15 protein-coding genes are annotated in these 14,479 nt (G+C 64.7%); 3 read left to right on the plus strand and 12 right to left on the minus strand.

All coding sequences use genetic code 11. From position 1 onward, the window contains the following. Positions 1-276: 276 nt before the first annotated feature. On the minus strand, positions 277-861 hold the full coding sequence (locus HGO92_RS05515; RefSeq protein WP_169992630.1) for a TetR/AcrR family transcriptional regulator: 585 nt from the start codon (positions 859-861) through the stop codon (positions 277-279). Positions 862-971: 110 nt separating this feature from the next. Beyond that, on the minus strand, positions 972-3,542 hold the full coding sequence (locus HGO92_RS05520; protein ID WP_169992631.1) for an AMP-binding protein: 2,571 nt from the start codon (positions 3,540-3,542) through the stop codon (positions 972-974). Between the two features lie 187 nt (positions 3,543-3,729). Between HGO92_RS05520 and HGO92_RS05525 the strand changes: the two genes are divergently transcribed. Next, on the plus strand, positions 3,730-3,915 hold the full coding sequence (locus tag HGO92_RS05525) for a hypothetical protein (protein ID WP_205834190.1): 186 nt from the start codon (positions 3,730-3,732) through the stop codon (positions 3,913-3,915). A 94-nt stretch (positions 3,916-4,009) separates the two neighbouring features. On the opposite strand, the gene HGO92_RS05530 is transcribed toward HGO92_RS05525, so the two are convergent. The 6 genes from HGO92_RS05530 to HGO92_RS05555 form a co-directional block, all read right to left on the minus strand. Continuing rightward, positions 4,010-4,351, minus strand: coding sequence for a VOC family protein (locus HGO92_RS05530; protein ID WP_169992635.1), 342 nt, complete (start codon positions 4,349-4,351; stop codon positions 4,010-4,012). Positions 4,352-4,447: 96 nt separating this feature from the next. Then, complete coding sequence (locus tag HGO92_RS05535; protein ID WP_169992637.1) at positions 4,448-4,660, minus strand: hypothetical protein; 213 nt, start codon at positions 4,658-4,660, stop codon at positions 4,448-4,450. 76 nt (positions 4,661-4,736) lie between these two features. Then, the gene (locus tag HGO92_RS05540; RefSeq protein WP_169992639.1) at positions 4,737-6,200 is read right to left on the minus strand and encodes an aldehyde dehydrogenase (NADP(+)); all 1,464 of its coding nucleotides are present in this window, start codon (positions 6,198-6,200) and stop codon (positions 4,737-4,739) included. 14 nt (positions 6,201-6,214) lie between these two features. Further along, a complete protein-coding gene (locus HGO92_RS05545; protein WP_169992641.1) occupies positions 6,215-6,727 on the minus strand; it encodes a flavin reductase family protein in 513 nt (170 codons plus the stop codon). A 9-nt stretch (positions 6,728-6,736) separates the two neighbouring features. Continuing rightward, on the minus strand, positions 6,737-8,095 hold the full coding sequence (locus HGO92_RS05550) for a flavin monoamine oxidase family protein (RefSeq protein WP_346768877.1): 1,359 nt from the start codon (positions 8,093-8,095) through the stop codon (positions 6,737-6,739). 4 nt (positions 8,096-8,099) lie between these two features. Further along, positions 8,100-9,497: an LLM class flavin-dependent oxidoreductase gene (locus HGO92_RS05555; protein WP_169992645.1), complete on the minus strand. Its 1,398-nt coding sequence runs from the start codon at positions 9,495-9,497 to the stop codon at positions 8,100-8,102. Between the two features lie 264 nt (positions 9,498-9,761). On the opposite strand from HGO92_RS05555, the gene HGO92_RS05560 reads away from it, so the two are divergent. Together HGO92_RS05560 and HGO92_RS05565 are read left to right on the plus strand one after the other, a co-directional pair. Then, positions 9,762-11,108 (plus strand): MFS transporter, encoded by a 1,347-nt coding sequence (locus HGO92_RS05560; protein WP_346768863.1) that lies wholly within the window; start codon positions 9,762-9,764, stop codon positions 11,106-11,108. Positions 11,109-11,281: 173 nt separating this feature from the next. Continuing rightward, complete coding sequence (locus tag HGO92_RS05565) at positions 11,282-12,070, plus strand: IclR family transcriptional regulator (protein ID WP_169992647.1); 789 nt, start codon at positions 11,282-11,284, stop codon at positions 12,068-12,070. A gap of 18 nt (positions 12,071-12,088) precedes the next feature. Here HGO92_RS05565 and HGO92_RS05570 read toward each other — a convergent pair whose 3' ends face one another. From HGO92_RS05570 to HGO92_RS05585, 4 genes are all read right to left on the minus strand, one after another. Continuing rightward, a complete protein-coding gene (locus HGO92_RS05570; RefSeq protein WP_169992649.1) occupies positions 12,089-12,724 on the minus strand; it encodes a hypothetical protein in 636 nt (211 codons plus the stop codon). A gap of 19 nt (positions 12,725-12,743) precedes the next feature. Next, complete coding sequence (locus tag HGO92_RS05575) at positions 12,744-13,400, minus strand: dihydrofolate reductase family protein (protein ID WP_169993083.1); 657 nt, start codon at positions 13,398-13,400, stop codon at positions 12,744-12,746. A gap of 24 nt (positions 13,401-13,424) precedes the next feature. After that, positions 13,425-13,697, minus strand: a complete 273-nt coding sequence (locus HGO92_RS05580) for a hypothetical protein (RefSeq protein WP_169992651.1) — start codon at positions 13,695-13,697, stop codon at positions 13,425-13,427. A gap of 131 nt (positions 13,698-13,828) precedes the next feature. Next, positions 13,829-14,476 carry an NAD(P)-dependent oxidoreductase gene (locus HGO92_RS05585; RefSeq protein ID WP_169992653.1) on the minus strand — a complete coding sequence of 216 codons (648 nt, stop codon included), beginning with the start codon at positions 14,474-14,476 and terminating at the stop codon, positions 13,829-13,831. Between the last annotated feature and the right edge of the window lie 3 nt (positions 14,477-14,479).

Below are 14,479 nucleotides of genomic sequence, written 5' to 3' on the forward strand. Positions count from 1 at the left end.
GTCGCGGTCTCGCTGATAGCCAAGGCCTCATCAGGGCGGAGCCCCAATGCGAGCAACAGTGGAAATCAGTTGCTCTCTGATGTGATCTGGCTCATAGAGTGGAGAGTAGTCGAGTTTGAACATCTGTTCAAGACTAGATTTGAACAGATGTTCAAGCTAAATTTGCTACAGCGATGCCGCGTAACCATGAACTGTCCGCCGGCCATGCAAGAGTGTGCCGTTGGTGATCGGCAGAGGGTTACGTATCGTGTGGGATCGGAGGTACTGTTCTTTCCGCTAGGGGGCGAAGGCGATCTCTTCTGTGCGGTTGATGCTTCTCTCGGTGGACGCCCGGTCCAAGCCAAGGAGCGCCGTCAGCCACATGCCATTTTGGATTACCACTATGTCGTCTGCCCGTTTCCTGCATTCTTCAGGTGCCAGATCAAGCCTGGCCTTCCCAATCAAGGCAGCGAGCCCGTCGACGTAGCGCTCGAACGCTGCGTCATTTATTGCAGCAAAGTCTTCATTGGCCTGCGCCAGCGCCCATAAGTGGAGGCGTAACGACAAATATGGCGTGGTCAGCAGTTCCGGATCGGCAACGCGCCGAAGGGCCTCAAGGAGCCGCTCCTTTGGCGGCGACGCCGGATCGGGTTTGACCAGCGCAATGTCATGCTCGTCAACGCGCTTCAATGCCGCCCGGATCAGGCTTGTCTTGTCTTCGTAGTAGTAGTTCACAAGCCCCAAGGCGACGCCGGCTTCTCGCGCGACGGCACGCATGTTAACGCCCGAGATGCCATGGCGCGACAGCAGGTCCATGGCGGCCTCAAGAATGCGCGCCTGCCTGTCAACCCGTTCGCCGGGCTTCACGGTGCTTGTATCCATGCGGCCAGACTATTGCGAAAACTCCGGATGAGTGAATTGTGCTGGTCTCATGGAACCCACCTCGCCGGCCGCCGTCGATATTCCAACACTGACGAACGGTTGCACCGGAGCTAGGCAGGGACGGCCGTGTTTGGCGACGCCGGGGTACGGGAGGATGCCGACCGAGTCCGAAACGCCGTCACCCAGCGGCCCGCCATGCCCATCGCCCGCATGGACAGGGCCCAGTACGCTACTCCTGCCGCCAGCGAAGCGGCCACCGCCAGGGCAGGACTGACGGGCGCCAGTCCCGGGTAGACAAGCCAGTGGGTGACGTAGGCATACAGCGACGAGGCGGCAAGCACTCCCAGCAGTTGGTGGAGGCAGGACAGGACCGGGACCGCGGGCAGCCAGGTGAGCAGGAGGATGCCGGCGAGGATGGTCGCGTCGCGATACGGGTCACCGAAGAAGCTAGGTACGGTGAGCACGGCAATGGCCGATACCGCCAGCCGTCTCGGCAGGTTCCTGGCCCGCGCCACCGCCCAGCCCAGGGCGAAGAGCCACAGCACGGGTGCGGGGTTCGGTGCTGGCGGGTTGAGGATCTCGAAGCGGGTCAGCAGGCCGACGGCGGTCAGGCCTAGCGCAAACGCGAAGGGGAAGCGGCTCTCCGCCCGGGCCGCCCAGGGAATGGCGAGCAGCGCCGCCACGGAGATCAGCACATAGACCAGCATCTCGATGAACCAGAAGTCCCAGCGGGTGGTCCACGTCTCCGGCCCCACGAAGGAGTTGAGGAGCGCCAGATTCTCCGGGCCGTACCTGTCGGTGAGCACGTAGGCGACGGCGATGAAGGCCACGCTCGGCACGATGATCCTTCCGAGGCTGCGCAGTTGCCGGCGCAGACGTGGCATGCGGTCGCCGTTAAGCTGGAAGCGGGCGAAGTTGTAGCCAGCCACTGCGAAGAGCACATGGGCCATTCCCGGCCAATGCAAGAGCTGTGCATGGGTTCCGATGATCAGGACAATCCCCGCCGCCCTGAGCAGGATGCCGGTCTCCAGCGGCGCGAACCAGCGTCTTCCGCGCCCGGCTGCCCTCGGCCGCGGTGCCAGTTCGCCGATGGGTGTGACGTGCCAGTCCGGAGGCAGGTGCCCTAGCGCTTTCTCCAGCCGGACCGAGGCCGCCACGTAGGACAGCGAATCGCCGCCCAGCGAGACGAACGTGTCCGTGTCCTTGACGTCGTCGCACTCCAGCGCCTCGGCGAAAATTGTCCGGACGTCCGCCGGTCCAGCTGGGGAGCGCTCTGGTGCCGCAGGTTGAGGTTCAGGTTCCGGGTTCGGCCGGGCGAGGGCCAGCACGGCCTGGTAGTCAACCTTGCCGTTCGCCAGGCGAGGGAAGCTAACGACGGCGTGCAGTTCCACGGCACCGCGCGGGAGTCCGAGTTTTTGGGCCAGCACCTTGCCCAACAGGGCCGCGTCGTGGTCACCCTCGACTGCGACCACGAGGCCCCTATCGGATCCGGCGCTGGCTGCTGGCACCCCGAGCTCGGCGAGAATCTTCTCCACCTGGCCGAGGTCGATGCGCAGGCCGACGATCTTCACAAACCGGCTGCGCCGTCCCACCACCTCGTACACGCCGGACGCGTGCCTCCGGGCGAGGTCCCCGGTGCGCAGCTCGTCACTCGTGCGGCCGGCCGCGAGGTCTCCGGGGCACTCGGCGTAGCCCAGCATGACATTGGGTCCGGTGTAGACAAGCTCGCCGTCCTCCAGTCCGGGCACCGGATCGATACGGAAGGCGCCGCCCGGCACGGGAATGCCGATGGTCCCCGGGTTCTCGGCTGCGAGCTGCGGCGGGAGGTACGCCATCCGTGCGGTGGCCTCGGTCTGCCCGTACATCACGAACAGGTCCCAGCCGCCGCGCTGGCCCAGCTCGCGGTACCGGTGCGCGGTTGACGGATCGAGCCGGCCGCCAGCCTGGGTCACGTACCGCAGGCCCGGAAGGTCCATACCGGCGAATCCGACCCGGTCGAGCAGCTCGAAAGTGTACGGAACTGCCGCAAACGTCGTCGCGCGCTGCTCCCGGAAAAGGTCCCAGAAGCATGGGTCCACCACGGACAGGTCCGTGAGCACCAGCCCTGCGCCGCGCAGCAGGTGGCTGTTGATGACCGAGAGTCCGTAGCAGTAGGACATCGGCAGCGTCGTGGCTGCGCGGTCGCTGGGTTGGATGTCCAGATACTCGGCGATTGCCCCGGCGTTGGACTGCAGGTTTTCCCGGGAGAGGCGCACCAGCTTGGGTGACCCCGTGGAGCCGGACGTGCTCAGCAGCAGAGCCAGCTCGGGGTGGAGCTGATGGGCCGTTCCTTCACGCCGGACTTCCAGCACCGGTTCCCCAGTGCCCGAGCGCATGACGACGTCCGGATCGTAGCTCGCCAGGATCGATCCGAGGGCAGCAGGCTTATCGGCCGGAACGAGGATGAGCGGGTGGCCGCCGGACAGCGCGGCCAGATAGGCGACGAGCGAATCCAGGTCATTGGCCGCCGCCAGCACGGCCAGCCGCCGCACTGGTCCCAGTCGCTCCGCGACGTCGTCGACGCGGTTGGCCAGCTCTCGGTAGGTCAGGACGCGGTCCTCTATGAGGACGGCGGGTTGGTCTCCGTGGCGCGCCAGATCGGCGGCGAACGAAACACGGGCAAGGTCCAACTGGATAGTCACCGGGAAAGCATAGGCAGGTAAGCCTTACCTAACCTCATAGGTTACGGAACTGTTGCAGCGGACACATCTGGGGCCACCCTTGTACCTACTGCGGGAGCAACAGGAATCTCCGCAGGAGCGTGCCCGACACTTGGCTTCCGCGGTTGACCGGAGGACGATTAAAGGACCGAGATGAAGGAGGTTCGTGATGTGCTACGCCTCGAACAAGGATTTCGGTTGGGGCTTCAGAAAGGAAACCGCGCGCACGCCGGAAACCCGTCAGGGAGACCAGGATGCCAGAGACGAGACCTGGACGAAGTCCGATGACTCCGAAGTGAAGGCTTTCCTCGACAAGTCCGAAGTGGAAGAGCCGGCCAGCGACCGGGCCCCATAGCCGAATACCGTACAGAACAATGAAGCCCCGCAGGGTTCTGTGGGGCTTCAGACGCGCCAGGCCTCCCGATAGTGGCACCAGCGCGTAGATTCGGTCAGACTGGTGCGCCGCCGAAGCCGATCTCGTTGCCGTCCGGGTCTCGGAAGGTCGCCTTGCGGACACCGTTTTCGTAGGTTTCGCGCACAGCCGGCTCGAGTCCCCGCTCGGCGATCTGCGAGATGCGGGCGTCAAAGTCGCCGAGGAAGACTGTGTGCATGGCGTGCCCGGCATGCCCGGACCGCACTTCGATGAACAGATACCGGTGCTCGGCGAGCTCCCAGACCGCCTCGGTGTCGTTGGGCAGGAACGATGGCGGGGCTCCCAGGAGCCGCTCATACCAGGCTGTCGCTTCGGCGTAATCGCGGACGGGAATGCCGGCAAACAGATCTAGGTCCATGGCTTCCTTCTCAAGCAGTTGCTGAGCAGTACTTTCCGGCACCGTACTCCTGAAAAGTCCTGGAGACTATCCGTTGGGCTCGACGGAGCGCCGTTGTCACCGCGGGTTGACAGCGGCCGACATGGTTTGAAGGTGGTTGAGGCAGCGGCGTGCCAGGCCCTTGCTGAGGCCGGTGCGCCGGGCGAGGTCGATGGTGTTCGTCCTTCTGCCTGCCTGTTGTTCGGTTTCGAGTGCGCCGGCGACGCGTTGGACCGCCCATCCGGGAGGAGTGGAACGGCGGTGCGCAAGGGTTCCTTCGATGACAGGCATTGACTTTCCTATCGCGGGGCGGACTTGATCGAGGGACGGCTGCCGCACCTGACCGGGGCCAGGCGCGGCAGCGGTGTCAGCGCTGGCCGTTGACCGTTTGTGGCACGTTGAGCGGGTTGCTGTCCTGCAGCGCCTCGGGCAGCAGATGCTGCGGGAAGCCCTGGAAGGCGACGGGACGCAGGAAGCGTTCGATCGCCGCCGTGCCCACCGATGTGGAGCCCGGTGCGGTGGTGGCCGGGTAGGGGCCGCCGTGCTGCTGCGCGTAGGTCACGGAGACGCCGGTGGACCATTGGTTCCACAGCACCCGTCCCGCCTTTTCGTCCAGCACCTGCACCAGCTCCGCCACGGGGCAGTCATCCTCAGCTTGGATCGTGGCCGCCAGCTGGCCCTCAAAGGACTCGGCCAGGGGAACGAGCTGGCTTTCGTCGTCGTACTCAATAACGACGGCGGTGGGCCCGAAGCATTCCGCCTCCAGCTCGCGCGGTGCGGCGAGGACGTGTTCGGCGCGGGTCAGCAGCAGTGTCGGCGAGGGCGGATCGGACAGGGGATCCGGGCCCTGTGCCAGGACACTGATGTGCTGGTGCGCGGAAAGCTGCCGGAGGGATTCGAGGTAGCCGGACTGGATGCGGTCATTGAGCAACGCCGCGCCGTCGGGCAGGGCGGCCGACCGCAGGTACTCGACCATGCGGGAGCCCGAGGGAACGAAGATTGTCCCGGGCTTGGTGCAGAACTGCCCGGCGCCGAGGGTGAACGAGGCGACGAACTCCTCGGCGATCCTCGTGCCCCGTGCCGCTGCCGCCTTCGCAGTCACGAAGACGGGGTTGTTGCTGCCGAGCTCCCCGTAGAACGGAATGGGGTCGGGGCGGGAGACTGCGATGTCCATCAGCGCACGCCCGCCCTGGATTGAACCGGTGAAGCTTCCGGCCTTGATCCTCGGGTCCCGCAGGGCCGCGCTCCCGGCGTCGGTGCCCTCGATCAGGGCGAAGACACCCTCCGGGGCTCCAGCGGCGCGCAGTGCCGAGATCACGATCCGGGCTGTTTGGACGGAGAGCTCGGGGTGGCCGGAATGGGCCTTGAGGATGACAGGGTTGCCCGCGGCCAGGGCGGAGGCGGTGTCGCCGCCGGCTACCGAGAACGCGAAGGGAAAGTTGCTCGCCGCGAAGACCAGAACCGGGCCGATGGGTCGCTGGACCCGGCGCAGATCCGGCCGCGGGGCGCCCATGGGCCAGTCGGGGTCGGCGTGGTCGATCCGGGCATCAAGGTATCCGCCATCGCGCAGGACTTCGCCGAAGAGGCGCAGCTGGAAGGTAGTGCGCTTCAGTTCCCCGGTGAGGCGGCCGTTGGTCAGATGAGTTTCCTGGGCGGCCAGGGGAATGAGCTCCTCGGCCGATGCATCCAGTGCAGCGGCCACCTGGTCAAGGATGTCCGCCCGCTGTGCCGGGCGAAGGGCGCCCCAGAGACCGGCAGCCCCATGCGCGGCGGCCAGGATGTCTTCCAGCTCGGTGGCGGTTGTGGCGGTGGAAGCGGTTGTTATGGTCATGAATTTTCTCCTTCTCAGGCCGCGGCACTCTCGCGGAAACCGCCGAGGCGGCCGCCGTGGAAGACGAGGGGTTCGCCGTCGGCCTCTTGCATCTCCTGGACGCTGGCGACGATCAGCAGGTGGTCGCCGCCGTCGAGCTCCTGCTTGATGGTGCAGTCGATCCAGCCGAGGGCGCCGTTGATGTGCGGATTTCCCTGCCGGGAATCCTCCCAGTCGATCGCCACGAACTTGTCCTCCGCCTTGCTCGAGAGGGCCTTGCACACCGCCTGCTGGCCGTCGGCGAGCAGGCTGACGCTGAACGATCCGGAGCGGGCGATCTTGGGCCAGCTGGTCGAGGTCCGGGTGACACTGAAGGTCACCAGCGCCGGTTCCATGGACAGCGCCTGGAATGTGCCTACGATCATGCCGCAGGGCTTGCCGGTCTCCGGGTCGATGGCGCAGACGGCTGCGACGCCGGTAGGGAAATGACGCATGACGGAGCGGTAGTGGTCCGGCGCGATCGCCGGGGAGAGGGTCGCGATGCTCATGGTTCTTCCTTAGGTTGCAGGGGTGAGTTGGGCGGAAGCGGTGATGGCGGCGTGGATTTCGCGGGCGGCGTTGAAGCCGCTTTCGATGGCGCCGTCGATAAAGCAGGGCCAGACGTTGGCGTAGTCTGCGCTGGCGAAATGCAGGGCCCCGGTGTTCTGCTGCTGGGCCTCGAGGTACTGGGTGAGCTGCCGCGGCTGCTGGATCAGCCAGGTCTCCTGGGAGTATTCATCGGCCATCCAGTCGTGGCCCGTGGTCTCCAGCACCTCCAGATCATCACGCCATACCTTCAGAGCTCCGCGGACGGCGTCGATGTCGTTGACGTCGAGGCGCGTGGAGTCCGCGCCGAAAGCCACGAGTACGGCTTCGGTTTCGCTGATGTACTCCGTGCGCACCACGGAAAGCGGGTGGTGCTGCGTGGAGTAGGCGAAGAACGGCTTGATGGGGCCGCGGACCCGGATCCAGGCCTTCACGCCGCGTGAGCCGGTCTTCTCGATGCTGGGGCGGATCTTGCCTTCGGGCAGCGCCGGGAAGACGTTGAGCTGGTGCAGCGTGTTCATGGGGACCGTGATGACCACCTTGGCGGCCCGGATCGTTTCGCCGGCACCGTAGGTGATCTCGGCGCAGTCGGCATTGTGCACGATCGAGCTGACGGGGGAGCCGAGCCGGATGTCCGCCCCGGAGTCCTGGGCGATGGCATCAACCAGGCTGCGGGTGCCGTTGGCGAGGCGGAAGATTGCCGACGCCTCGTGCATCAGATGCCAGGATCCGGCCGCAGCGGCGGTCCAGCGCAGCGCGTTGGTGTAGGCGCACTTATCCAGAGGACCGTTGAAGTGCCCCACCCAGGCCGCCTCGTTGGCGTTGCGCTCGTCCACGGACAGGTCCAGTTCGTCGAGCATCTCCTGCAGGTTGAACTGGTCGACCTCCGCGATCTCCCGCACCTTCAGCGGCTGGTCGGGCCGCGGGATCCACTTCATGGTGTCTTCCAGCAGCCGGGTCATGCCCGGGTCGATGAGCTCCATGAAGTCCTCGAGCGCGCCGTGGCGAACCTCGTCGCCGGCGAGCCAGAAGGTCTCCTCGGAGCGGGGGCCGCGCGTCACGTCAAGGCCGTAGCGGGTGACCTCGGCCCAGACATGCGGCTGGGTCCAGTGCAGCCAGGTACCGCCGATCTCCAGATCATGGCCGAGCCGGTGATCCGTCCAGGTGCGGCCGCCGATCCGGTCACGTGCTTCAAGGACGACGACGTTCAGGCCTTTGCGGGTGAGCTCGCGGGCGGTGATGAGCCCGGCGACTCCGGCGCCGACGACGACGACGTCTGTGGTTTCAGTCATGGGGTGCTTCTCCTGCTTGTGTTGTTGTCTTGCCTGGATCCCGCTAGGAAGCGAGGGCGACGGCGGGGGCGTTGCGGTATTCGGTGGCGGCGTGTCCGGGCAGCGTGTACTGGTTCCCGGGACCGTAGAGCTTCTCGCGGAGCGTTAGCTGCTGTCCCGGGGAAGTCTCGGCGACGAGGCCCTGGCGGCGCAGTTCGGGCAGCGCGTGCTCGATGAAGCGTTTCCAGCCGTCGGGCTTGGCGGTGTAGCTGAGGTTGATGCCGTCGACGTCGGCTTCGTCGCGCCAGCGTTTGATCTCGGCGGCGACAGTTTCGGGCGAGCCGACAATGGTGCTTCCGGTGCCGCCGATACCGAGGAACTCGGCGATGGCGCGGGGGGTCCACACGCGGTCCGGATCGGCCTTGGAGAACATGTCCACGATCGACTGGACACCACGCGTTTTCACGTGGGTGAGCGGGGCGTCCAGATCGGCGGTGGACAGGTCGACGCCGGTCCATCCGCCGAAGCGGGCCAACGTCCCCTCGACGGTGACGTTTGCAAGCGCCTGCCGGTGAAGGACCTCGGCTTCTTCGTCGGTCGGCGCGGTAATGACTGTCAGCAGGACGACGACCTTGATGTCATGCGGATTGCGGCCGTTTTCGACGGCGGCCTGCCGGATCTTTTCGACGCTTCGGCGGGCCTGTGCTACCGAGACGGCGTTGATGAACACGACCTCGGCGTGCCGTCCGGCGAAGGCCATGCCGCGGGGAGAGGCGCCGGCTTGGAACAGCACGGGAGTCCGCTGCGGCGAGGGCTCGCACAGATGCATGCCCGGAACGGAGAAGTACTTGCCCGAGTGTTCGATGGGTCGGACGCGGGACGGATCGATGAAAGTGCCACCTTCCGCGTCGCGGACGACGGCGTCGGGCGCCCAGGATCGCTCCCAGAGCTTGTAGAGCACTTCCATGTATTCCTCGGCCAGCTCGTAGCGCTCGTCGTGGTCGAGCTGCTGCCCCGTCCCCAGGTTCTTGGCTGCGGACTCGGAGTACGAGGTGACGACGTTCCATCCCACGCGTCCGCCGGTCAGGTGGTCGAGGGTGCTGAAGCGCCGTGCCATCAGGTACGGCTGCTCATAAGACACGGAAGACGTGACGCCAAACGCGAGCTTTTCCGTCACAGCGGCCATGCCGCTGATCAACAGCATCGGGTCGTTGACGGGAAACTGCGCAGCATCGCGCAACGCCGCGTCGGGCCGGCCTTCGTAGACGTCGTGGTAGCCGACGGTGTCGGCGAAGAAGATGCCGTCAAAGCCGGCACCTTCGAGCATCCGGGCGACGTCCTTCCAGTAGGCCAGGTCGGTGTAGCGGTGGCCCTGATCAGCCTTGTCACGCCACGAACCCGAGGTCAGATGGGCGGGGGCGTTGACGTCGAAGGCGAAGAGGCTCAGTGGTTGATTCTTCATAGCAGCGTGACTTCCTTGGACCGATGCAAAAGGGAAACTTTGGACGTTCAATTTCTGAACGTGGTGTTCAATTTAGTTGTCGCCCACGTCACTGTCAAGAGTTGATTTGGGTAGAAAAAACCACTTGACGATCTTGTGATCCGTGTCATATCTTCGAACGTGACGTTCAACTTATGAACGCGCTCAGCGCGAGCGGCGGGCTCCCGAAGCTACTACCAGCCGTTGTGCTCCTCGCGCCCCTCAGACAAGACAAGGATTTCCACCGTGACCTCCACACGTATGCAATCGCCGCCCGGCAAATCCACGATCCAACCCTTGCAGGGGAAGCAACGTCGCTTCCTCGGCAAGCTGAGCCTGGTCATCGCCGGAGGCATGTTCATCGACGGGTTCATCCTCGGAGGCATCGGCGTCGTCATGCCTTCCATTACGGAAGACCTGCAGCTATCCGCCGCCTGGCAGGGACTCATTGGTGCCTCGGCCTTGATCGGCATCTTTTTCGGCGGGCCCCTCGGCGGCTATCTGGCTGACAAAGTCGGTCGCAAGCCGATGTTCACGTTCACCCTGGCGGTCTTCCTGATCGGCTCGGTTGCCCAGTTCTTTATCGCCGACGCAGCGATGCTGTTCTTCGTCCGGCTTCTGATGGGCATGGCCATTGGTGCCGACTACGCCATCGGATGGCCCTTGCTCGCCGAGTTTGCGCCGGCGCGGCTACGCGGGAAACTGCTCGCCATCCAAGAGGTCGCGTGGTACGTGGGCTACCTGTTCTCCTACGCCATGGGCTATGCCTTGGTCAGTTCCATCACAATCGACTGGCAGGTGGTCCTGGGCCTCAGCACCATTCCGTCCGTTATCGTCTTCCTCATGCGGCTGGGCACTCCCGAGTCCCCTCGTTGGCTGATGAGTAAGGGGCGGATCAAGGAGGCCGAAGCGATCGCCGCCGAATTCATGACCGAGGAAGACCAGCGCGACCTCATGGAGGAAAAGGTCCGCAAGTCCAGCTTCCGCAGCCTGTTCTCTCCCGAGCACATCAAGACGACTACCTTCGTCAGCGTTTTCTGGATCTGCAACGTCACACCGTACTTCGCCATTGCCACCTTTGCCCCTGTCGTACTTTCGCAGTTCGGTCTTGAGGACGGCTTGACCGGGGCGCTCGCGTTGAACGGCATCGTAGTGCTCGGCTCGATCCTTTCGGTTGTGCTTATCGAGCGAGTCGGCCGACGCAAGCTGGCGATCCCGCCCTTCTGGATCTCGGCCGCGGCACTGCTCCTTGTGGGTCTGTTTGCCGGAGCTTCGCCCACTGTGGTGATCCTTTGCTTCCTGATCTTCTCCTTCTTCAACGCAGTCTCCACGGCCCTCTGTGGCGTGTACCCCGGAGAGGTGTTCCCTACCGAAATCCGCGGAGCGGGCGTAGGTTTCGCGACGGCAGCATCGCGTGTCGGCGCCGCTGTAGGCACATTCGTCCTCCCGATCTCGATGCAAGGACTGGGTGTCGCCACCACTATGGTGTTTGCCGCTGCAGTCTCCATCATTGGCGGGATTGTGTCCCACTTCCTGGCTCCGGAGACCAAAGGCCTAGTCCTCAGCGAAGCTTCCGGCAGCAGTCGGAAGTAACCCCTAAACCGGCGGGGCAGCACAGCGGCGGGGGCCACTGTGCTGCCCCATCTTCCGGATTCCCATCCAGTCGAAGGAGCACTTCACGGCGGGGCTAGGGTGACTGTCCACCGCATAAGGTGGTGTTGCTGCAATCAAAGGGTTTGATGCCCGCCCGAGAGGAAAACAAGATCATGCCGGGAACCGAACCGACCAACGAATCCGCCGAAGCGCCGGACCTCACCAACAAGTCCGTCGTCAAGGCCATGACGCTGCTGCGCGAGCTGGGCCGCCATCCCCAAGGGATCACGGTCACTGAACTGGCCCAGATCGTCGGGATGACACGGCCCACTGCCTTCCGGCTGCTGCTGAGTATGGAACAGGTTGGGTTCGTTGACCGAACCGAGAACAACTACACGCTCGGCTGGGAGATGGCCAGGCTTGGACGGCTGGCGGACCCCACGGCAGGGGTGGCTGCGAAGGTCCAGCCGGTCCTTGAAGGGGTCGCCCAGGAGATCAGCGAAACCGTCAGCTTCGCGCTCGTCAAGAGCGAGACTGAATACGAGATCATTGCCGAGGCCTCGGCCTCAAGGCTGTTGCAGGTCTCGAACCTTTACGTGCGCCGCCAGTACCCGCTGCACGCCAGCGCGACGGGGAAGATTCTGTTGGCAGATCTCGCTGACGCGCGGGTCTCCCAGCTCCTCTCCGGGTCTCTGGCGTCCTTCACCCCGCAAACCATCACCGATAGCAAAGTGTTGTTGCGTCAGCTCAAGGAGATCCGAGAGAACGGCTACGCCGTGATTGACAACGAACTCGAAGAGGGGCTGTTCGCTGTCGCGGTCGGAGTCCGCGACGTCGACGGGCTTTTGCTCGGCGTGGTCACCGCGACTGGTCCGGACCAGCGGATGAAGTCCGGACGCCTTGCCGGTATCGTCGATCAACTCCACAACACTGCTGAGGAAATCGGCAAAACCCTCGAATAACCGGCCCTAGTCCGGCGGTCACACGCTGTTCGCGTGACGTGCCGATTCATCCGTTCCAATGCGGTGGCGTTGGTCGGCCTTGGACAAGTAATGCTGAAGTACGACGGCGTCGCGGCCGGCGTCTGCGCAGCTCACGTTCTCGAGGACGCAGGTAGACAACGACGTGCCTGCATGCACCGTGCGGTAGGACGATGCCGGCCCATCCAGCCGGAGGTTCAGCCGCTGTTTGCGGCCGGTTCTCTCGAGACCTGCCTCTTGGAGGCCCGACCAGGGAACCATGAACCGGTCACGAATGTTGTGCACCACCACGTGGTCGGGCGTGAGCGTCATCGACGCATGGAACTTGCCTAGGCTCTGCCGTTCCTGGCGCACGATGAGTACAGATGAGAGTGCCAAGCCGATGCCCAGGACGAACGCCACAGGCCGCGGCATGTTCCCTCGGCTGCCTGGCGAACTGGTCTCCGGAGCGCCGATGGCCATGAGGTATCCGCTGTATATCGCCACGCCGCCACCGAGTAGCACCACGAAGATGCAGATGGCGATCATGACACCCGGCAGCCGGCTGGAAGGAGCCGGATCGCTGGGATGCCGATCAGCCAGGACCAATGCGTCCCCGGTTGCGTGCCATCCCTGGGTCTGTCGCTTCGAGAACACTCCTACAGCGTATCGAGGTTCATCTGCCGTCACGGACTAGCGTGATGTGGGCTGCCGACGCCGAACTGGCGATGTCCGCGCGCCGGTAGTGCTGTATCTGATCGCCAAGATCGGTGAGCAGCCGTTCGCCCGAACCGAGCAGGATTGGCACAATGCTGAGCTGCAGTTCGTCGACGAGCCCGGCCTGCAGGTACTGCCGGATAGTCGACACTCCACCGCCGAGCTTCACATCGAGGCCACCGGCGGCGTCGATCGCCTGCTCGCGGGCGGCGTGGATTCCGCCGCTGACGAAGTGGAAAGTGGTTCGACCCTCCATCTCAAGCGGGGCGCGTTCGTGATGGGTGAGGACGAACACGGGGTGGTGGAAGGGCGGATTATCGCCCCACCAGCCGGTCCAGTCGTCACTGTTCTCCCACCGACCCCGGACGGGTCCGAACATGTTCCGGCCCATGATGGTGGCCCCGATGCCGGCGTCCGAGCGGTCGGCAATGTCGTTATCGACACCCGTTTCGCCGTCGTCGCCCATGCCGTGTTTGCTCCGGAAGGCCCGGGTGGGCAACACCCACTCATGCAGACGTTCGCCACCCACACCAAGCGGGTTCTCCGCGCTCTGATCCGGCCCGGCACCGTAGCCGTCGAGGGATATGCAGAAAGGAGCTACGCGCAGCTTCGCCATCATGTTTCCTTCGTTGCCAGCCCGTTACTCGGTCGCTTCGGACTCCGGGGTCTCTTCGAGGTAGCGCTCGCCGTGGCCGGCATCGCGCACGGTGAATTTCTCTTCCATGTACTCCATTGCCGCGGCATCAACGGGACCCGGAGGCGTGACGGGGTCATCCGTGTTGGTGCGGTCCGCATCGCCGTAGACCTGGGCGAGGCCCTTTGCATCCGGAGTGACTTCGCCGGGCGAAAGCACTTCTTCGTCCCGTGACACGCGGCCTGCGTCGTCCGAGTTCTCTTTCCGTTCCTGGCTCATGGTTCTCCTTCGTTCAGGGCAGGTACGCCCGGTTCCAGCTAATCACTCCGGCGCCGGAAGTTGGAGAGAACAGGGTAAATTCCCAGCGAATTGGTTGTGGCGTTCCGGCGGCGGTCCTCCCCGCGGAAGGCCTAGGAGCGGTCGCGGACAGTGAACCGCTGCTTGTGATGGGCCGGGCGCTCGATCTCGTCGAGGATGGCCTCGGCCATAGTGCCCGACGTCGTGTGGGAGGTTCCGTCGTCGGCGACCAGGAGCTGGTCGATGCCCAGGACAACGCCCCGTGCCTCGCCCGGTTCGAAAGTGGCCGACGGGGAAACGCCGACCCAATCGACGTCGTCCACGGTGCGCAAGTACTCAAGTTCCTTGAGCTGGTTCTCGGGGATGGAGACCCAGGCCTCAGCTCCCGGCACCTTGCGGATGTCCTCCACGAAGAGGTGTTTGCCCTCGCCCGTAGTCAGGCTGCCGGCGCCGAGGATAAAGACCAGACGCAGCGACTCATTGCCGTCCGCGTGTTTCACCAGTGCCCGGGCGAGGTCGACGTGCTGCTGGGCCTGGTCCGGAGTCGTGCCGACCGCATTAACAACGACGTCGAAGGCCTCCAGATCTTCGGCGGTCAGGTCGAAAGCATCGCGGGCCAGGACGGGGACGCCTCCGCCGAACAGCTCAGCGGCCCTCGCCGGATTCCGGACGATGGCGGTGGTCTCATGGTCGCGCGAGAGGGCCTCCATGACGACGGCGCGCCCCGCCTTGCCCGTTGCTCCGATGATGCCGATCTTCATGAA

Origin of the sequence: Crystallibacter degradans (assembly GCF_012952295.1) — a bacterium.
Taxonomy (GTDB): domain Bacteria; phylum Actinomycetota; class Actinomycetes; order Actinomycetales; family Micrococcaceae; genus Crystallibacter; species Crystallibacter degradans.

Coding starts and splice junctions, on each gene's coding strand:
- HGO92_RS05515 (WP_169992630.1), bottom strand. CDS start 861: ATGGATACAAGCACCGTGAAGCCCGGCGAACGGGTTGACAGGCAGGCG.
- HGO92_RS05525 (WP_205834190.1), top strand. CDS start 3,730: ATGTGCTACGCCTCGAACAAGGATTTCGGTTGGGGCTTCAGAAAGGAA.
- HGO92_RS05530 (WP_169992635.1), bottom strand. CDS start 4,351: ATGGACCTAGATCTGTTTGCCGGCATTCCCGTCCGCGATTACGCCGAA.
- HGO92_RS05535 (WP_169992637.1), bottom strand. CDS start 4,660: ATGCCTGTCATCGAAGGAACCCTTGCGCACCGCCGTTCCACTCCTCCC.
- HGO92_RS05540 (WP_169992639.1), bottom strand. CDS start 6,200: ATGACCATAACAACCGCTTCCACCGCCACAACCGCCACCGAGCTGGAA.
- HGO92_RS05545 (WP_169992641.1), bottom strand. CDS start 6,727: ATGAGCATCGCGACCCTCTCCCCGGCGATCGCGCCGGACCACTACCGC.
- HGO92_RS05555 (WP_169992645.1), bottom strand. CDS start 9,497: ATGAAGAATCAACCACTGAGCCTCTTCGCCTTCGACGTCAACGCCCCC.
- HGO92_RS05565 (WP_169992647.1), top strand. CDS start 11,282: ATGCCGGGAACCGAACCGACCAACGAATCCGCCGAAGCGCCGGACCTC.
- HGO92_RS05575 (WP_169993083.1), bottom strand. CDS start 13,400: ATGGCGAAGCTGCGCGTAGCTCCTTTCTGCATATCCCTCGACGGCTAC.
- HGO92_RS05580 (WP_169992651.1), bottom strand. CDS start 13,697: ATGAGCCAGGAACGGAAAGAGAACTCGGACGACGCAGGCCGCGTGTCA.
- HGO92_RS05585 (WP_169992653.1), bottom strand. CDS start 14,476: ATGAAGATCGGCATCATCGGAGCAACGGGCAAGGCGGGGCGCGCCGTC.